Source organism: Aquimarina algiphila (assembly GCF_007489275.1).
Taxonomy (GTDB): Bacteria; Bacteroidota; Bacteroidia; order Flavobacteriales; family Flavobacteriaceae; genus Aquimarina; species Aquimarina algiphila.
Genome location: NZ_VLNR01000029.1, coordinates 1 through 19,562, shown reverse-complemented (window position 1 = coordinate 19,562; position 19,562 = coordinate 1). Strand labels below are relative to the sequence as shown.

Annotated in this window: 20 protein-coding genes and 1 pseudogene; 11 read left to right on the top strand and 10 right to left on the bottom strand. The window is 33.5% G+C overall.

Going from position 1 to position 19,562, the window contains the following annotated elements; translation table 11 throughout:
- The first annotated feature begins 113 nt into the window (after positions 1-113).
- Genes FOF46_RS14705 through FOF46_RS14690 form a run of 4 tightly spaced genes read left to right on the top strand, consistent with a single transcriptional unit; the run spans position 114 to position 4,230 of the window.
- A complete protein-coding gene (locus FOF46_RS14705; RefSeq protein ID WP_143916981.1) occupies positions 114-668 on the top strand; it encodes a toxin-antitoxin system YwqK family antitoxin in 555 nt (184 codons plus the stop codon).
- Positions 669-1,361: a glycosyltransferase family 2 protein gene (locus tag FOF46_RS14700; protein ID WP_109434186.1), complete on the top strand. Its 693-nt coding sequence runs from the start codon at positions 669-671 to the stop codon at positions 1,359-1,361.
- Positions 1,361-2,833: a cellulose synthase family protein gene (locus FOF46_RS14695; protein WP_109434187.1), complete on the top strand. Its 1,473-nt coding sequence runs from the start codon at positions 1,361-1,363 to the stop codon at positions 2,831-2,833. The genes FOF46_RS14700 and FOF46_RS14695 overlap by 1 nt, the downstream gene beginning before the upstream one ends.
- Positions 2,833-4,230 carry an MptA/MptB family glycosyltransferase gene (locus FOF46_RS14690; protein ID WP_143916980.1) on the top strand — a complete coding sequence of 466 codons (1,398 nt, stop codon included), beginning with the start codon at positions 2,833-2,835 and terminating at the stop codon, positions 4,228-4,230. Before FOF46_RS14695 ends, FOF46_RS14690 begins: the two co-directional genes overlap by 1 nt.
- On the opposite strand, the gene FOF46_RS14685 is transcribed toward FOF46_RS14690, so the two are convergent.
- Together FOF46_RS14685 and FOF46_RS14680 are read right to left on the bottom strand one after the other, a co-directional pair.
- Positions 4,211-5,086 (bottom strand): pseudouridine synthase, encoded by an 876-nt coding sequence (locus FOF46_RS14685; RefSeq protein WP_109434189.1) that lies wholly within the window; start codon positions 5,084-5,086, stop codon positions 4,211-4,213. The two genes, FOF46_RS14690 and FOF46_RS14685, sit on opposite strands and share 20 nt — an antisense overlap.
- 49 nt (positions 5,087-5,135) lie before the next feature.
- The gene (locus tag FOF46_RS14680) at positions 5,136-6,092 is read right to left on the bottom strand and encodes a carbon-nitrogen hydrolase family protein (RefSeq protein WP_109434190.1); all 957 of its coding nucleotides are present in this window, start codon (positions 6,090-6,092) and stop codon (positions 5,136-5,138) included.
- A gap of 576 nt (positions 6,093-6,668) precedes the next feature.
- On the opposite strand from FOF46_RS14680, the gene FOF46_RS14675 reads away from it, so the two are divergent.
- Positions 6,669-7,013, top strand: a complete 345-nt coding sequence (locus FOF46_RS14675) for a hypothetical protein (RefSeq protein WP_109434191.1) — start codon at positions 6,669-6,671, stop codon at positions 7,011-7,013.
- A gap of 55 nt (positions 7,014-7,068) precedes the next feature.
- On the opposite strand, the gene FOF46_RS14670 is transcribed toward FOF46_RS14675, so the two are convergent.
- The 3 genes from FOF46_RS14670 to mvaD all read right to left on the bottom strand — a co-directional run bounded on the left by FOF46_RS14670 (position 7,069) and on the right by mvaD (position 10,148).
- Positions 7,069-7,977, bottom strand: coding sequence for a geranylgeranylglycerol-phosphate geranylgeranyltransferase (locus FOF46_RS14670; protein WP_109434192.1), 909 nt, complete (start codon positions 7,975-7,977; stop codon positions 7,069-7,071).
- Between the two features lie 12 nt (positions 7,978-7,989).
- The gene (locus tag FOF46_RS14665; protein WP_109434193.1) at positions 7,990-8,925 is read right to left on the bottom strand and encodes a mevalonate kinase family protein; all 936 of its coding nucleotides are present in this window, start codon (positions 8,923-8,925) and stop codon (positions 7,990-7,992) included.
- A 137-nt stretch (positions 8,926-9,062) separates the two neighbouring features.
- On the bottom strand, positions 9,063-10,148 hold the full coding sequence (gene mvaD / locus FOF46_RS14660) for a diphosphomevalonate decarboxylase (RefSeq protein ID WP_143916979.1): 1,086 nt from the start codon (positions 10,146-10,148) through the stop codon (positions 9,063-9,065).
- Between the two features lie 101 nt (positions 10,149-10,249).
- Between mvaD and FOF46_RS14655 the strand changes: the two genes are divergently transcribed.
- Positions 10,250-10,723, top strand: a complete 474-nt coding sequence (locus tag FOF46_RS14655; protein ID WP_109434195.1) for a TspO/MBR family protein — start codon at positions 10,250-10,252, stop codon at positions 10,721-10,723.
- A 25-nt stretch (positions 10,724-10,748) separates the two neighbouring features.
- A complete protein-coding gene (locus FOF46_RS14650; RefSeq protein ID WP_109434196.1) occupies positions 10,749-11,318 on the top strand; it encodes a TetR/AcrR family transcriptional regulator in 570 nt (189 codons plus the stop codon).
- Positions 11,319-11,507: 189 nt separating this feature from the next.
- Here the strand turns inward: FOF46_RS14650 and FOF46_RS14645 are convergent, their stop codons facing one another.
- The 5 genes from FOF46_RS14645 to FOF46_RS14625 form a co-directional block, all read right to left on the bottom strand.
- The gene (locus tag FOF46_RS14645) at positions 11,508-12,296 is read right to left on the bottom strand and encodes a hypothetical protein (protein WP_143916978.1); all 789 of its coding nucleotides are present in this window, start codon (positions 12,294-12,296) and stop codon (positions 11,508-11,510) included.
- Positions 12,297-12,373: 77 nt separating this feature from the next.
- Complete coding sequence (locus tag FOF46_RS14640) at positions 12,374-12,931, bottom strand: DUF1697 domain-containing protein (RefSeq protein WP_143916977.1); 558 nt, start codon at positions 12,929-12,931, stop codon at positions 12,374-12,376.
- A gap of 177 nt (positions 12,932-13,108) precedes the next feature.
- Positions 13,109-14,323, bottom strand: coding sequence for a BaiN/RdsA family NAD(P)/FAD-dependent oxidoreductase (locus FOF46_RS14635; RefSeq protein ID WP_143916976.1), 1,215 nt, complete (start codon positions 14,321-14,323; stop codon positions 13,109-13,111).
- Positions 14,320-15,000, bottom strand: coding sequence for a glycerophosphodiester phosphodiesterase (locus FOF46_RS14630; RefSeq protein ID WP_143916975.1), 681 nt, complete (start codon positions 14,998-15,000; stop codon positions 14,320-14,322). The genes FOF46_RS14635 and FOF46_RS14630 overlap by 4 nt, the downstream gene beginning before the upstream one ends.
- Before the next feature lie 291 nt (positions 15,001-15,291).
- Positions 15,292-16,614, bottom strand: a complete 1,323-nt coding sequence (locus FOF46_RS14625; RefSeq protein ID WP_143916974.1) for a CHAT domain-containing protein — start codon at positions 16,612-16,614, stop codon at positions 15,292-15,294.
- A 136-nt stretch (positions 16,615-16,750) separates the two neighbouring features.
- Here FOF46_RS14625 and istA point away from each other — a divergent pair, with 136 nt between their 5' ends.
- From istA to istB, 4 genes and pseudogenes are all read left to right on the top strand, one after another.
- Positions 16,751-17,986, top strand: a complete 1,236-nt coding sequence (gene istA / locus FOF46_RS14620; protein ID WP_244299625.1) for an IS21 family transposase — start codon at positions 16,751-16,753, stop codon at positions 17,984-17,986.
- A 10-nt stretch (positions 17,987-17,996) separates the two neighbouring features.
- A pseudogene (locus FOF46_RS33070) lies at positions 17,997-18,146 on the top strand (Mu transposase domain-containing protein); the annotation flags it as partial.
- A 21-nt stretch (positions 18,147-18,167) separates the two neighbouring features.
- Positions 18,168-18,515: a hypothetical protein gene (locus FOF46_RS14615; protein WP_143916973.1), complete on the top strand. Its 348-nt coding sequence runs from the start codon at positions 18,168-18,170 to the stop codon at positions 18,513-18,515.
- A gap of 227 nt (positions 18,516-18,742) precedes the next feature.
- Positions 18,743-19,471 carry an IS21-like element helper ATPase IstB gene (gene istB, locus FOF46_RS14605; RefSeq protein ID WP_143916971.1) on the top strand — a complete coding sequence of 243 codons (729 nt, stop codon included), beginning with the start codon at positions 18,743-18,745 and terminating at the stop codon, positions 19,469-19,471.
- Positions 19,472-19,562: the final 91 nt, after the last annotated feature.

Here is a 19,562-nt window from a genome sequence, read left to right as displayed (position 1 = left end):
AATGCCATATCTAAACTAAAATTTTGGATATGGCATTTTTACTAAAAATAGTTTTTAAAAAATGTTAGTATTACTATTGGTTCTCGTCTAAAGCATCTAACAAGCCAATAATTATGTTTCAAAAGCTTTTCATTCTTTTATTTTTGGTTTCCTTTTTAGGAAATGCAACAACGAACAAGAAAGAATATCATTACGAATATTACAGTAATGGTAGTATAAAAGCTGAAGGGTGGAAATCTGGAGATATTAAAGTCGATTTTTGGTATTTCTATTACCCTAACGGAAAAGTTTCTCATGAAGGACATTTTAAGAAAAACAAAAGAGAAGGATTCTGGTATTTTTACTCAAAAATTGGAAAAAGGCTAAGAGAAGGACATTATAAAAATGATAAAAAAACCGGATACTGGTATTTTTATTCTGAAACTAACAAATTACTTAAAGAAGGGCATTTTGTAGATGATAAAGCTGAGAAATGGTGGATTATTTACGATATTGCAGCCGGAATAACCAGAAAGTACCAATATAAGAATAATAAAAAAGAAGGATACTGTCTATTGTATAAAAACAACAAACTTTTTAAAGCTGAGCGTTATATCGATAACAACAAGACTGGTGAATGGACCGATATTTTTAGTTTTAAAAGGGACAATCCAAACGCTTCTCTATAAATGACTCCCATCATAAACGTTATCATACCCGCTTTTAATGAAGAAGATTCTATCGGACATGTAATCAAAGAGATTCCCGATGTAGTATCCGAGGTCATTGTTGTGAGTAATAATTCTACAGACCGTACAGAAAGTGTTGCAAAAAATGCTGGCGCTACTGTAGTAAAAGAAGAACAAAAAGGATATGGATATGCCTGTTTAAAAGGTATGGAATATATCGCATCAAAAGAAAGCAAACCTGATATCATTGTTTTTTTAGACGGTGATTATAGTGATTACCCAGCAGAACTCACTAAAATTATTGCTCCAATTTTGGAGCAAGATATTGATATGGTTATTGGATCTCGAGTAAAACAACTTAGGGAATCTGGTTCTATGACATTTCCTCAAATATTTGGAAATTGGCTGGCTACAGGGTTAATGAAACTTTTTTTTGGAGCAAAATTTACAGATCTTGGTCCATTTAGAGCTATAAAATATGACACGCTTCTAGCATTAGAAATGATAGATAAAACCTATGGATGGACTGTAGAGATGCAACTAAAAGTATTAAAAAAACGTTATACCTATACCGAAGTGCCTGTGCATTACAAAAAGAGAATTGGTGTCTCAAAAGTTTCTGGAACCATAAAAGGTGCTATATTTGCAGGCGTTAAGATTTTAAGTTGGATTTTTAAATATAGCTTTGCGTAATGGATATTGCTATCATCATAACCTACACAATTGCTTTGCTAATCATATTTATGTATAGTCTGGCACAGCTAAATTTGCTTTTTAATTATCTTAAATCCCGAAAGCAATCTGATAACTCTCCTACTTTTGACTTCTCTAAGGATAAGGAGATTCCAAATGTTACTGTTCAATTACCTGTATTCAATGAATTATATGTTATGGACCGTCTATTGGACAATATTGCTGAACTTGACTATCCTAAAGATAAATTAGAGATACAAGTCTTAGATGACTCAACAGATGAGTCTGTAGTTACTACCGCAAATAGAATTAAGAAATTACAAGAGACTGGCTTAGACATTAAGCATATATGCCGTGAAGACAGAACCGGATTTAAAGCCGGGGCTTTAAAAGAAGGACTTAAGATCGCCAAAGGAGAATTTATTGCCATTTTTGATGCTGATTTTCTTCCTGGAAAAAAATGGTTATTACAAACCATCCCATATTTTAAAGATCAAAACATTGGTGTTGTGCAAACTCGATGGGGACATATTAATAGAGATTATTCTATGCTTACCAAAATTCAGGCTTTTGCATTGGATTTTCATTTCACAATGGAACAGGTTGGCCGTAATTATAAGAATCATTTCATTAATTTTAATGGTACTGCTGGAGTTTGGCGAAAAACTTGTATCGAAGATGCCGGAAACTGGCAAGGAGATACACTAACAGAAGATCTGGATTTAAGTTATAGAGCACAGTTAAAAAAATGGAAGTTTAAATATCTTGAAGAGGTAGAGACACCAGCAGAATTACCCGTTGTAATAAGTGCTGCTCGTTCACAACAATTTAGATGGAATAAAGGTGCCGCAGAAAATTTTCAGAAATTATACTGGAAAATGCTTAAAGATAAAACCGTACCTCTTAAAACAAAATTTCATAGTTTCTTTCACTTGTTAAATAGTAGTATGTTTTTACTAGTATTGCTAGTTGCTATTCTTAGTGTACCTGTTATGTACATCAAAAACAATAATCCATTATTTAGCTGGTATTTTAATGTAATTGCATTTTTTGCCTTAAGTACAGTTATATTTTTCTTTTGTTATTGGCATACATTTAAAAAAATACATGGTAAAGGGTTCTGGAATTTTATGGAATACATAAAAATGTTCTTCACTTTTTTCTCGATCGCTATGGGATTCTCAGTACATAACTCTATGGCTGTTTTAGAAGGACATTTTGGGAAGAAAAGTGAATTTGTTCGTACTCCAAAATTCAATATCAATACTTTGAAGGATTCATGGAAAGGAAATAAATATGTAAGTAAAAACATTTCAGGAAATACTATCATAGAAGCCTTATTAATGGGATATTTTGGATTTGCCTTATATAGTGCTTTCGAACTTCAGGATTTTGGATTGTTTCTATTTCATATTATGTTATTCCTTGGCTTTGGGTTTGTATTTTTTAAATCTGTAACCTCTAAGTTGTAATGCTGCAACAATGGAAATATCATAGATTTTCCTTACTTCTTATTCTTATTGGCATTCTCTTTTATTGGAGTTTTGCTTATCAACTTATTCGAACCGATTTTACCAAAATGATTAGCCTTTGGGTAGGAGTATTCATCATTTCATATAAACTTATTCAGCTCAACCCAAACAATTGGAAATTACTAGCTACCGCAGGACTGTTATTTAGAGTTGTATTTATACTAGCTATCCCCAATTTATCACAGGATTTTTATCGGTTCATTTGGGATGGAAGAATGCTTTTAGAAGGATTTAATCCATACTTATCTTTACCCGAAGTCTTGGTAGCGCAAGGTAATGCTCCTATTGCTCAAGCACAGGAATTATATAATGGGATGGGAGAACTTAATGGCAGTCATTATACAAACTATCCTCCCGTAAGTCAGTTTTGTTATTTTATTGCAGCTTTATTTGCCAGCAAAAGTATTTGGGGCTCTGCAATTATATTGAGACTACTTATTATTCTAGCAGATATAGGTACATTCTTTTTCGGAAAAAAACTACTACAATCTTTACATCTCCCTGAAAAAAGGATTTTTTGGTATATTCTTAATCCTTTTATCATTATCGAACTTACAGGAAATCTTCATTTTGAAGCGGTAATGGTCTTTTTTATTATCTGGTCTTTATACCTTTTGCACAAAGGGTATTGGTATTGGGCTGCAATAATCCTGGCATTATCTGTTTCGGTAAAACTAATTCCACTACTTTTCTTGCCTGTATTTTTTCAGAAATTTGTTTTAGGAGAACAGAAAAGCTTCAACAAGCTCAGCCTGATATCAGGATTACCAAAATTGATAGGGTTTTACAGTATTGTTATTACCGTAGTCTTTCTAACTTTTGCACCGTTCTTATCTGGAGAATTCCTGGCCAATTTTAGTAAAACAATTAGTTTATGGTTTCAGAATTTCGAATTTAATGCCAGTATTTATTTTATCATTCGCTGGATAGGATATCAAATCGTAGGATGGAATGTCATAGAGACTGCTGGTAAGATCTTACCACTGGTAGCCGTTATTGTTCTTTTGGCAATTACATTCATTAGAACCAATAGAAATACCCCACAGCTTATCACAGCAATGCTACTAGGTATTTGTTCTTATTATTTTTTATCCACCACAGTACACCCCTGGTATATTGCTGTTCCACTATCACTTTGCGTATTTACTAACTATCGATTTGCTATAGTTTGGTCTTTTGCAATTATTTTTAGCTATACTGCTTATATCCATCCTGATTTTAAAGAAAATCTATGGATGGTCGGGCTAGAATACTTTTTAGTATTTTCTGTTTTAATTTGGGAAATCTATCAAAGATTTAAATCTCCTAAGTTAGACGTTATGACATCTTCAAATTAATTACTTCTTGTTCAGTAAGTATTCTCCAATGACCTCGAGGTAAATCTTTTTTGGTTAATCCCGCAAAAATCACTCTATCCAATTTTACTACACTATAATTAAGGTGTTCAAAAAGTTTATGAATGATTCCGTTCTTTGAAGATTGTAATTGAATTCCTATTTCATTTTTAGGAGCCCCTTCTATGTATGAGATTTCATCTACATTAATGAAACCTTCTTCTAATTTAATTCCCTTCTCTATTTTTTGAAGATCTTCAAATTTAAGATTACGTTCTAATTCTACATGAAATATTTTACGTGTACCGCTTTTATGATGCGTTAATTTCTTTTCTAAATCCACATCATTGGTAAACAAAAGCAACCCTGTTGTATTTCTTTCTAATCTACCCACTGGTTTTAATACAGACTTAGACGCATTAGATACCAAATCCATAACCGTTCTGGTTTTTTCTGGATTAGTACTGGTTACAAAACCTTTGGGTTTATTAAGTAGTACATATTCTTTCTTGTGCGGAGTAATTAAACGTCCATCAAACTTAACCTCATCGGTAAGCTTTACTTTATATCCCATTTCGGTAATAGGTTTTCCATTAACCCATACACTTCCTGTCTGAATGTATAAATCAGCTTCTCTTCTAGAACAAACACCAGAATTCGCTACAAATCTATTCAGTCTTATTTCATCAGAATCATTAATCTTTTTAGGCCCTGTATTATCTTTCTTTACAAATGCCTTACCTTTTGAGAATGATTTATTCTTAAAATTAGATGTAGATCGTTCACTTGCATCTTTTCTTGCTTTCCCATCTCTTTTTCCACTACTCTTCCTTCCTCGAGAATTACCTTCGCCACTCATATCTTAAAATTTTGTGCAAAGATAATTCTTTAAAGCATAGGTTTAACAATTATTCCTTGTTGAAACGAACTGTACTTTGTCGTTCTCTATTCACGTGTAATTGAGTAACATCGGGTCTAGAATAATGACCTACTGGATCAAAATTCTGACGCTCCTGTAATACTCTGTTAAAATCCAAGGTTTCAATCAAAAGACCTTCCTTATTGATAACGGGTTCTAACACCCACTCTCCATCTGGCCCAGCTATACACGAACCTCCATTACCCAAAATTTCGGGAGCTTTCTTTAATATTTCATCCAAATGTGGTGTTGTTGATGGGAAATCTTCTTTTCGCATCAGACTAGAAACAGAAATCACATATGAACGTGATTCTCTTGCTATAAAACGGGTAATATCTTTTGTATTATAATCACTACCTGGCCATACGGCAATATGCAGATTTTCTCCTTGACCATATAATGCTACTCTAGGTAAGGGCATCCAATTTTCCCAACAATTTAATCCTCCCACAGTAAATTCCTTTAATGGATGTACCAAAAGTCCGTTACCATCGCCCGGAGACCAGGTCAAACGCTCTTCATAAGTCGGTTGTAATTTGCGATGTACCGATTTAATTTCCCCCTTTTGGTCAATATATACCAAAGAAGCATACAAACTATGGCCTCCTCTATCCAAAGGTCGTTCTATAATTCCTAAATAAATAGCAATATTATGCTCCTCTGCAAGATCACAAATAGAGTCTAAATCTCCATTTTCTATCACAATAGAATTCTGAGCATAATGTGCATGAATTTCTTTTTGAACTGTACTATTAAATTGCGCTCCATCCGTTAGTGATACCCAAAATGGATATCCCGGTAGCAAAGATTCACCAAAAATGACTAGTTCTGCTTTTTTAGAAGCAGCTTCTACTATTGAGTTTTCAATCTTTTTAATTGTAGCTCCCTTATCTAACCAGACAGGGGAGATTTGAGCAAGTGCAACCGTTAATAATTGGTCTTTCATCAGTTTATTTTATTGTTTTAGAGGTCAGATGGAATCTTTGACGATTAAAAATAATCATTTTTGTAATTCTTAAAGATTATTTTAATCGTGTCGGTTTCATTAGTTAAAATTTATTATTTCCAAGAATTATATAGCATTCCTATATATTTCTAAGTTATTTATTTCAAATTTCTCAGGAAATCTCGTCTAAGGTTAACAAATTATTAATATGTAAAAAACTGATTTACAACGCATTAATTCAATTCATTAGCATTACTGCAAAACCTCAACTTAACATTAACCTAACATTAGAACACCTCCAAAAAACAAGATATTGATAGTATTCTACTGTAAATATTAAGGATGTCATATCCAATCTTAAGTTTCATATCCATTCCTAAAAAGTAAACATATAAAAACTATTTATTCCTCAAAGTTTAATTTACGTTAAAACATACTCTTTTTTACCTAATCGTAATGATTGGAATACGTTATGGTAAAGTAAAATGCTCAAACACATGAATATTCGATACTACATTTGTCATATAAAATTAGAAAAAAACATATTTAAATACTCAAATCTAAAAAACAACAAAAATGAAAAAGTTAACAATTTTATTCGCAGTATTCGTATTAGGGTCGACGCAAATTTTTGCTTCTAATGATAATCCTATCAACTCTGAGCAACAGTTAAGAAATCAAATCGCTGTCCTTTTAGAAAGTCCAGAGATTCTTGTAGAAAATGATACACTTAACGCTAAAATCGAATTCACTTTAAATGGTGAAGGTGAGATCGTAGTATTATCTGTAGATACAAAAGAAAGTACGGTAAAAAACTACGTAAAATCAAGATTGAATTACAAAAAAATAGATTCAGAAATTGCAAATATCGGTAGTAAAATATTTAGAATTTCTTTAAAAATCTTAAAGCCCCGAGCATAAATTTAACCTCTTATGATCATGCAAAGCAGTTGTATTTATTGCAGCTGCTTTTTTTTTACCATAAAATCTTATCTAAAATTATATTCACATCAATTAATATAATGCTGAATGTTCCCGAGACAATAATTAGCTTTAAGATATTATGTAGCCAAACATAATGTGTTCTCCCTTTTGATCTCCACAGTCCTAAAAGAAAAGCAAAAAGGAGTATTATACATGCATAAAAATAAAGATACATGTATCCAACTTCATATCGAGTGAGTAGTAAATAAATAGGAAGCCAGGAAGCCAAAATTAAAACACTTAATATCCTTTTAGAGATTAATTCTCCATATACAATGGGTATTGTTTTATAATTATTCGCAAAATCTCCTCTTAAATTCCCCAGATCTTTGATCATTTCTCTCATGATTAACATTAGAAATAAAAACGTGGCATGAACAAAAATAACTTCATCAAAGTTTTTATAATAGATAAATACTGCAAAAAATGGAGTTATCGCCAATAAAGATGCTATAATATTACCTATGATAGGAAATTTCTTGAGCTTATGAGAGTAAAACCAGATTCCAAAAATATACAACGAAAAAAAGATTACAGCTCGAAACGAAACATAGCTAGCACAAACCACAGAGAGAAAATTAAGTACAAAATACCCTGTGAGTCTTGTACGCTGACTCACCAACCTGTCTAACATCGTTTTTTGTGGTCTATTGATGAGATCTTTTTCTTTATCATAAAAATTATTAATAATATATCCAGCTGCAATTACTCCTGCAGAAGCTAAAACAATAACAAATAGATTTGGATCCAGAATAACATCCCGAATTCTAATATGTGGAGCCAGAATAAAAATTGAAGTAAGATATTGTGCAAGAACAATGATAAGGATATTGTACCCTCTAACAATAGAAAATAAACTCAATAATTTAAGAAGAATGAGTTTGTTTTTTCTGGTAAGCATAGGTAATGCTTATTAAAAATTGTAAACTACCTCTAGTTTATAATCCTTAAGTGAAGCTTGTGCTTTATCAAAATCCTGGGTAAAGCCTAAAATATAACCTCCTCCTCCTGAACCGCATAATTTGAGGTAATAATCATTAGTTTCTATCCCATGCTGCCATAACTTATGGAATTGCTTAGGAATCATTGGTTTAAAATTATGCAAAACCACATGTGAAAGTTCTTTTATATTCGAGAATAAAGACTTAACATCTCCTTTAAGGAAATCGTCTACACAAGCATCTGTATACTTAACAAACTGAGTTTTTAGCATATTGCGAAAACCTTCTTGTTTCATACTCTCCATAAAGATGCTTACCATAGGAGCTGTTTCTCCTACAATACCACTATCTAACAAGAAAACCGCTCCCTTTTTATCTACAGTACTTTGCGAAGGAATTCCTGCTGGTTCTATATCATCCTTAGAATGAATAAGGATTGGTAAACTTAAATAACTATTAAGCGGATCTAAACCAGAGCTTTTACCATGAAAGAAAGACTCCATAAGTCCAAAAACAGCCTTAAGCTTTAATAATTTATCACGAGTAAGATTCTCTAAAACTGTTATTTTATCTTCTGCATACTTATCATAAATCGCAGCCACTAATGCTCCACTACTTCCCACACCGTATCCTTGCGGAATACTGCTATCAAAATACATCCCAGAATTAATATCTGTATATAGTTTTTCAAAATCAAACTTTACTACCCCTTGATCTTGAACTCCTTCAAGATAGGTAGCAAAATTTTTAAGATGAGCATTGGATTCGATAGCTTCCTGATCTGGTGTATCGGATACTTTTAGTGCTCCTTTAAAGAAATTATATGGTATAGAAAGACCTTTGGAATCCTTAATAATACCATACTCTCCAAACAAAAGTATTTTAGAATAAAATAATGGTCCTTTCATCTGTTCTTTTTATTGTTTATCATTTCTCATAAATTCTATCATTACTACGTTTTGTTGAGATTTACTCAACAATACTGACTCAATAGATGATTTGTATATGAGTTCTATCTAAATTTGTCTCCCCTATTAGGATAAAGTTACACTATTTTTGCTCCCCATCCTATTTTGTCACAAATATACTGACCATTCTGACAATAAGCAACTAACTCGCTGGTTATGAAATCTAAAACTTCATTTTTCTCAGAATTTGGATATAAAACATGAACATTTGCACCGGCATCCAATGTAAAACAAACCTTAGACCCTGTTGTTTTTCGATATTCCCAAATTTTCTGAATTACAGATAACGTATTAGGTTTCATTAATATAAAATAAGGCAGAGAAGTCATCATCATTGCATGTAATGTAAAGGCTTCGCTTTCTACAACTTCAATAAAAGTATCGATATCACCAGAAATTAATATCTCCTTCAACTTTGAAATATTACCCGAAGCTTGTTCGAATCTTTTTGTAGCAAAAGGGTGGCCGTGCATCAAATCATGACCAACAGTACTACTTACTTGTTTCTCTCCTTTATCTATTAATAAAATTGTATCCTGATATGTATCGAAGTTTTGATGAACAGTATAAGGAAAAGGGACTGCAAATGCATCGCTACTTCCCTCAATATCATTGTGTTTTCCCCAAACCGTTACTGGCCCTTCTATGCTTCGACAAGCACTACCAGAACCTAAACGAGACAAGAATGAAGCTTTTTGAAGAAGTTCTGCTTCAGAAATATCTGGGTTTATTTTTTTTTCTAATTGCATCAGGCAATATGCTAAAGCACTCATTCCGCTAGCAGAAGAAGCAATACCACTACTATGCGGAAATGTATTACTGGTTTCTATCGTAAACTTATATTCTTTCAAAAAAAGAAGGTATTTCTGAATTCTATCAAAAAAGTTTTGAATTTTAGGTTTAAAGTCTGGTTTTGGTTTTCCTTCAAAAAATAAATCAAAATCAAAATATTCTGAAGCACTATCTAGCTTCTTATATCTTAAGGTTGTCGTTGTTTTACAATGATCCAATGTAAAGCTAATGGATGCATTTTCTGGCAGTTGAACTGGACGCTTACCCCAATATTTTACCAAAGCAATATTACTGGGTGAGGTGCAACTTATGGTTCCTTCTTCTGGTAATTCTGAAATTTTGGATGACGCAAACTCGGGATAATCTGTCATGATATGTAATAAATTTTAGCAAAGATAAGTGCTATAGTATATTTAAACCGTATTGCTAGTGAAAATAAATTGCTATTTTAGTACTGCACTAACTTATTTCAATGAAAAAAAAGTTATTTCGTATTGGTATTTCTGTATTATTGTGTGTTTTTATTGGATTTTTGAGTAGTATTGCTACGCAAACTTCAATTGACACTTGGTATACAGCATTAAACAAACCTTCTTTCACTCCTCCAAATTGGATTTTTGGACCCGTGTGGATTGTACTCTATATAATGATGGGTATTTCAGCAGGAATTGTTTGGAGCAAAGGTTTTTATCATAAATGGGTAAAAATTGCGTTATACCATTTTGGGTTTCAATTGTTACTTAATGCTGCATGGTCCATTTTTTTCTTTGGACTACAAAACCCATTAATTGCACTATTGGATATTATAGCCCTATTTATCCTATTGCTGTTCACCATTAAATGGTTTACAGTAGTAAACTCTACCGCCGCTTACCTACTTATCCCTTACGTTGTTTGGGTTGCTTTTGCGACCGCATTAAATTTCGGCATATGGCAACTAAATTAAACTAAGGAATAAGGAATATCATTTTATGAGTAAAAAAGCAATAGTCCTACAGACTACTCTAGAATTAATAACTAAACAAGGCATAAATGCCACTTCTCTTTCTCAAATTATTAAAGAATCAGGCGTGGCTAATGGAACCGTATATCATCATTTTAAGAATAAAGAAGAAATCATTACAGAACTTTATTTGATGCTTACCCAAGATTTTGGCACAGTGGTTATGAGAAATATCCCAGAGGATGACATTAAAAAACAATTTACAGTAATGTGGCTTAATCTGTTTTATTATTTTGTCAATAATCCACTTGCTTTTATATTTTCTGAACAAATCGCACGTTCGCCAGAAATCCCTCAATCCTTGAAGGATAAAGCTAGACAATATTATAATGAAATAGAAAGTTATTTTAAAATGGGTATAAAACGTAAGGTTTTTAAATCGTATAATACTCTGGTCATGGAAGAGTTATTCTTTGGTAATGTTGTATCTCTTGTAAAAATCCATGAAAATGAGCAGGTCAATCTTCAGGAAAAACACATTAATCAGGCTATCGAAATTTCCTGGAGAGGTTTTCTAAAAGATCAGACCATTATTTAGAAGGCTAAAAATATATGAATATCTACTTTTTGGCACTATTGATGGGTATGTTTCGTACTAAAACAAGTTGAAGGGCACAAATGAATTATGATATCTACTACAATAATAATCCCGCCAAAGAGCGGGATTATCTTGTCTCACTCATTTTGAAAGCCCACCAAGGTGGATTTTCAAAACAGGTCTCACTTCTTAGTTAAATACAATATTTACACAGGATTCTTTGTATAAATCTTTTAGTACAAATTCTACTGCTTTTCTGGGATTGTTTGCTTTTCCAATTTGTCCTCCTTTGAGTGTTAATTTTCCCGTGTCTTTGTTCCAATAAAATTCTTTGTTATCCGATTTGATAATCCGTTTATTGTTTTTGGTCGTGACCTGAAAAGCTCCAAGAGCCTGGCTGTATTCTAATCCGGATGGAAAATAGACCTCTGTAACAAATTTTGTAGTCCCTTTTTCATATACATAGCAAATACATTCACCAATATCTTTTGCTTCAGAAACTCTAACCATATTGTTTTGAACAATTTTCCAACCGCCATTAACTCGTATACCAACTACATCCATTAACATGGTTCCTTTTTCTGCAATTTTTTTTTCGATATAGGATTCAAAATTAATCACCGCAGAGATAGTGCCAGCTCTTTCTTTTTGGCTTTGAAACACAATTTTCTCTACCGTTAATTTAAACCTATAATTATCATCATTAATAATATCATCTAACTGAGAAGCGATATCTTCTTTTTCATAATTTTTTCTCACTAAGGCTCCGGATAAATTTACATAGACTGTATTTCCACTATATTTATCATCGAATAAATTTAGAACATCTTCTTTTTGAGTTCCCTGCGTTAAAGCATTCATCTTATTGATATAATCCACCAATAGCTTTTTAATAGGATCTTTTTCGCTGAATGCATATCCGTGGTCAATACCACAGAATAAAAATATGAAGGTAAGGGTAAGTGTAATTTTTTTCATAGTTAACAAGGTGTTAGTTAAACCCTATTAATTTACAAAAAATTACGGAAAATCGCAAGTCAAAATAACTTAATTTTTTAATCTAATTTACTTAATTCCAGTAGTTTGATTACTGTTTTCAGGTTTCTGGTAGTCGCTGTAGATTGCAGTTTTTTCTCAAAGAAATTATTGTTCAATTTGGTTTTTCCATATCCATTAGCCGCATAAAAATACACCACATCTTTTGCTATGACAAACTCTTCATTTCCTGAACGTGCAGTGGTAGATTCTACATCTTCTATATCTTTATGATCCGGCATTCTGGAAAGCAAAGTAAAATACATTTTTTTTTCCTCAATTTCCTTAGCTTCAAGTCGCTTCAAAAATGGGTTATTATCATAAATAGTGGTTAACATTTCCCGAGTTAATACTAATACTGGGACATCAAAACCAAATTGAGTTAAAATTTCTTTTTTGATGATATCGGTCAATGTCAACATATCTTTTTTATGTTGAAAAACAATATTTCCACTTTGAATATAGGTACTAACCGAAGTGCATCCTAATTCTTCAAACATTATTTTAAGATCTGCCATTATAATTTTTTTCTGGCCGCTAACATTTATTCCTCTAAGTAATGCTATATATGTTTTCATTGTTCTTATTTATATTTAATTCTATCCTTCGACAGGTTTTACACTGAGTCTTTCGACAAGCTCAGGAGGGCCTTGTCGAAGGGCTCAGGATGACATGCGTTTATATCTCATTATCAACAATGAACCATTAGCATGTGTGATTCTGTCGAGAGCCTCAGAGTGAAAAGAATATTGAAATTATTCTTTAGAAGCTATTGCTTTTGCAGCAATAAAAGCTCCGGTCCATGCATTCTGAAAATTAAACCCTCCTGTTATCGCATCTATATTGAGTACTTCTCCTGCAAAATACAAATTCTGATATTTCTTACTTTCATAGGTTTTAAAATTCACTTCTTTAAGATCAATTCCACCAGCGGTTACAAATTCTTCTTTAAATGTACTTTTTCCGTTTACTTTAAAAATTCCTCTGGTCAATTGTTCAGAAAGTGTTCTAAACTGTACTTTATTTGCATCTGCCCAACGAGTGTCACTTTGTATTCCTGAAGCTAACACCAGGCTCTGCCATAACCTCTTTGGCAGATCAAATTGGGCATAAGTATATAGTTGTTGTTTTGGATATTGATTCTTTAATTCCTTAAGCATTTCTAAAACTTCTTCCTGAGTATAATGCTGAAGCCAATTGACAATAATCTCAAAATTATACTCATTTTTATTGAGTTCGATTGCTCCCCATGCCGAAAGTTTTAAAATTGCAGGGCCACTCATCCCCCAATGAGTAATCAGTAAAGGCCCCTCACTGGATAATTTTGAATTCTTAACCTGCACTGATGCATTTGTCACTACTCCTGGTAAGGCTTTAATTCTAGAATCTTTGATATTAAAGGTAAATAATGAAGGAACTGCTGCTATTGTTTTATGTCCTAAATCCTGTAGTATCTTCCATATTTTGGGATTACTACCTGTTGCAATCATAAGTTTAGTAGCAGTAAATGTTCCCTGACTCGTTTCAATGGTCCACTCTTCTTCTATTTGATCAAAATGCTTAACGGCATGACCGGTTAAAATTTTTATCCCTAATCGTTTTGTTTCTGATAAAAAGCAATTAATTATAGTCTCTGAAGAATCTGAAACTGGAAATACCCTACCATCTTCTTCTATTTTAAGGGCTACTCCGCGACGATCAAACCAATCCATAGTATCACCAGTCATAAATGTATGAAAAGGCCCTTTGAGCTCCTTTTCACCTCTGGGATAATTTTTGGTAAGTTCGTTAGGAATAAATTCTGCATGGGTCACATTACATCGCCCTCCACCAGATACGCGTACTTTAGAAAGGACATCTTTGCCTCGTTCTAAAATGGCAATTCTTAATTCTGGAGTATGTTCTGCCAGATTAATCGCTGTAAAAAAACCAGCCGCACCTCCACCAACAATTATTACATCATAGTTCATGACGCAAAATTCGGAAAATCTGTGATGATACCATCAACTTTCCATGATTTTGATTGCTGGATAAGTTCTGTAGTATTCACAGTCCACACATACACCATATATCCTTCTGCCTTAGCCATATTTACCTCATCTTGAGTTAGTGAATAAATAGGAGGATGTACAGAAAAAGCTTTCAGTTTTTTTGCAACGGGCAAAGCTTTGGTTATAGTATCTTCGGTAAGTACCCCTAGTTTAAATTTTGAGGTTACCGTTTTCAATTCAAATAACTGTGTATGATCAAAACTCGAAATGATAAAATCGTCATATTCCCATTTTGAAGTTCTGATATGTGCTTCTAACAAAGTAACCGCTATGACTCCGGTATTTTTTCCCTTTAACTCTACGTTGAGCGTGCATTGTCCATCAATCAGATCTAACACCTGACTTAGTGTAGGGATCATAAATCCTTCTTCGGTAGTAAATTGTTCTAATTCTAGCAAAGTATAGTCAGATACGTTTCCTTTTCCGGTAGTGGTTCTATGCAAGGTTTCATCATGTATTACAACTAGCTCCCCACTTTTACAACGATGTACATCAATCTCAATACCATCTACTTTATGCTTTAAGGCTTCTTTGATAGATTCTAATGTATTTTCGGCAACTAAGCCAGCCGCACCACGATGCCCAAATATTTTCATGAGTTCTTGTTTTTTTATGCCAGAAGTCTGATGACCGAAGCTTAAGGCATAAAAATACAGAAATATACATCTCAAACCTATCGTATCCTATTTGTCATTCCAGATTTGATCTGGAATCCAATTTTGAATATATTATTATGGAATCCAGCCTACGCTGGAATGACAGTCTCTCTCTTTACGATTTCCTATATTATTCTTTTTTCTTGTCATCCCAGCATAGGCTGGGATCTACTCTTAATATTTAGATATGAGCAGACCTCACAGGTTTTAAAAACCTGTGAGGTCTATAATTCAAATCCTTCTCCTTTTATACCAAAATCCTATCCATAACAATACTCCCACAATCCCTAATCCCAAAATCCAATACCATAATGATGTACTCTCAAAATGCATGGGTGCTGCATCTCCTACCAGGTAAAATGCTCCCCAATAAAAAGGCTGTGTACGATTGATATCTGCTGTAGCAAGATATTGTAATTTGGCTTGTTGCAAGGCCTTGGCTTTATTCATGCCTTGTTTAAGATTGGTATAAAAATATTTCATCACCTTCGGAGTGGTTTGATCTGATACCTCCCAACGGGTCAATAGCAGGCTTTTGGTCCCTGCATACTGAAAAGCACTGCCCAAACTCATAATCCCTTCGCCTTTGGCAATTTTACCAGTTCCTGTATTACAAGCACTTAAAACTGTAAGCTCTGCAGGAATATCCAAGGCAAAAAGCTCATGGCTATAGAGTAAATTATCTTCTATAGTATCTTTGCTTTTGGTAAAATAGAGTTTAGAGTTCTCTGGCCGTTCATTGTCTACCTCACCATGCAAAGCCAGGTGAAGAATAGTGTACTGTCCTGCATTTTGCTTAAAATTAGCTTCTATGGCTTGTGATCCAAAATAATACTGCCCATCGATAATATCTGAGATGGCTTTGATCTCTTTACGAGTGCCCGGTAAGTCACCACCTGCATCTCTAAGCGTTGCCATACTCATGGTGTTTGTTGATGTTACTTGATCTCCTTCTGAAAATGAAAATGCCAGGCATTCTTGCCTCTTTTCTATAGGGTCTTCACTTCTGGATTTGGCGAATAACAGGTTTGCAGCATTGGCATAGGTGATCGCATAATCTTTAAGCAAATACGATAGGGCTGTAGGGTTATTAGAAACATCTTTTTGAGTAAGTAGCAACTCAAAATTACAATGCCATAGTGGGCCATCGGGAACGACAATAAGTTCATCCCCTATAAATTGACCTTTGATCGGATGAACAAGTGTAGTATACAATTCATGGGCTATTGTTTTATAATGAGATAACTCTCGCGAAGTAATGGCCTCTCTTAATTTTTCTATCTGACCTGTAAGATCTGGAGTGGATACTTCCTGCACCGCCATCTTATTTTTAGAAACCGTAAACACATACGTACTACTATCAGCAGTAAAAAACTCTACTACTGTTGTACGTTCATTTAACTTCTTTTGAATATCAGCGACCGATACAATACTATTATCATGTTTAAGTTGGTAATACTTGGGATAGTTTTTTTCTAAGACTGTAGCTAGTGAATCTTGCCGCCTATTGATCTCGAATAAATTGTTTTCATAGGTAGTGGAAATTCTTGCCAAACTGACCCACCTATTCCTATTATATTGACCCAGTAAATCCTATTTAAACTGACCCACCTATTCTTGTTTAAATTGACCCACCCCCAAAAGTGTGTGTATTAAATAACTTGTATGGTTATACGTAATCACAATAACCATGGCAAACACACACTTAGATATGCGAAAAATAAAGCAGTTATATCGTTTCTATACCCAAGGGGTTAGTAAGCGAAAAATCAGTAAGCGGTTAGGGATCTCCCGTAATACAGTTCGCAAGTACCTTGATTTATTGATTAAGAGTAAACTGACCAGTGAAGAGGTAGATGCACTGACCTTTGAGGAACTCCGTATTCTTTTGGATATCGACCATACTCATGTTACTACACGTCATTCTTATCTATTTGATTTATTTCCAATAGTAAACAAAGAGCTTAAGAAAGTTGGCGTCACTCGTTATCTGGTATGGGAGAGCTATCTTCAAAAGTATCCTGATCTTGTGTCATATTCCAGATTTTGTCATCTTTATAAAGCTTGGAGTCGTAATCAAAGCCCTGTAATGCGATTTAATCACAAGGCAGGAGATAAAATGTTCGTTGACTTTACGGGTAAGAAACTCTCAATTATCGATCCTGGGACAGGAGAAGTAAAAGAGCTAGAAGTTTTTGTTGCTGTTTTAGGAGCTAGTGGTTACACTTATGTAGAAGCCTGTCCTTCACAAAAACGAGAAGATTTTATAGGCTGTATGGTCAATGCTTTAAATTTTTATGGAGGTGTTCCTAAGGCAATTGTAACGGATAATTTAAAGTCAGCAGTTACTAAGAGTAGTAAATATGAGCCTATTCTTAATGAGAGTTTATTAGCAATGGCTACTCATTATAACACTACAGTTCTGCCTACAAGAGCTTATCGACCAAGAGATAAGGCATTAGTAGAGAATGCTGTAAAAATTGTTTACACACGGGTATTTGCTCCTTTAGGGGCTACTGATTTTTATACATTAGGAGCTTTAAATACTGCTATATTAGAACATACCGTGGTACATAACAAAACTAACTTTCAATCTAGAAATTATTCTCGTTTAGAGTTGTTTGAATCTATAGAGAAACAAGAATTAACAGCCTTACCAGTAGAATCATACAGATTACGACAATATGTAATGGGTACTGTTTATAAAACTTCTCATATCTATATCAGTAAAGATAAACATCATTACAGTGTTCCTTACAACTATATTGGTAAAAAGGTACGTATTATTTACACTAAGGATACTGTTGAGATTTACTTAAAACAAAAACGGATAGCCCTGCATAAAAGAGGATTAAAAAGATATGGATATACTACAGATCCTTCCCATATGCCTTCAACTCATCGGTATGTAGCAGACTNTTTATAAAACTTCTCATATCTATATCAGTAAAGATAAACATCATTACAGTGTTCCTTACAACTATATTGGTAAAAAGGTACGTATTATTTACACTAAGGATACTGTTGAGATTTACTTAAAACAAAAACGGATAGCCCTGCATAAAAGAGGATTAAAAAGATATGGATATACTACAGATCCTTCCCATATGCCTTCAACTCATCGGTATGTAGCAGACTGGAATCCAGAGAAATTTTTAAACTGGGCAGATGCCATAGGCGACCATTGTAAAACTTTTATCACTCTGTTGCTTGCTAAAAGACAACATCCAGAACAATCTTATAAATCTTGTGCTGGCGTACTGGGATTAGCCAAAAAAGTAGGTAAAGATCGTTTAGATAATGCTTGTAAAAGAGCCCTAGATTATGAACGCATCAATTACCAAAGTGTTAAAAGTATACTGGAAAAAGGACTGGATGCTATACAAGAAGATACCAATACAGAATCTAATATCCCTAAGCATACTAACATTAGAGGAGGAAACTATTACAAATAATTAAAATTAATAAGCAGATATGAATGCACAAACATTATTACAAATGAAACAGTTAAGGCTTTATGGGATGCNAGATTATGAACGCATCAATTACCAAAGTGTTAAAAGTATACTGGAAAAAGGACTGGATGCTATACAAGAAGATACCAATACAGAATCTAATATCCCTAAGCATACTAACATTAGAGGAGGAAACTATTACAAATAATTAAAATTAATAAGCAGATATGAATGCACAAACATTATTACAAATGAAACAGTTAAGGCTTTATGGGATGCATAGGGCTTTTTCTACAACTCTTGAAGCTAATCACGGGAATTATACCAATGATGAATTAATCGCTTATCTATTACAATCTGAATGGGATGATAAGCATAATAGAAGAATAGAAAGACTCACAAAAGCTGCTAAATTTAGATATCAAGCGGCCATAGAAGAGATCATTTATGATCCTAACAGGGCTATCGATAAAAATCAGTTTATCAGATTTACCGAATGTGAATTTATCAAGAATAAAGAAAATATATTGATTACAGGAAGTACGGGAGTTGGTAAAAGTTTTATCGCTTCTGCAATAGGATATCAAGCCTGTTCTCAAGGATATAGAGTGAAGTATTATAATATCAATAAACTCTTTGCTAAACTAAAACTAGCAAAAGCAGACGGTTCTTACCTTAAAGAAGTCGATCGAATAGAAAAACAAGATTTACTCATCTTAGACGACTTTGGCCTACAAGAACTTGATAACAATAAAAGACAAGCATTTATGGAAATTATTGAAGATAGACACGGAAAAAAATCAACAATTATAGCTTCGCAACTCCCTATAATAAGCTGGCATCAGATTATCGGAGAACAAACCATAGCAGATGCAATTTTAGATCGATTGGTACACTCTGCTCACAGAGTTGAGCTTAAAGGAGAGTCGATGAGAAGAAAAAGAAAAAAATCGTAATTTTAACACTGAAATAAACACGCTTTTGGGAACTGTTTTGCTATGCTCTATTTAAACAGGAATACCCGGGTCAATTTCATAGGAATCTCCA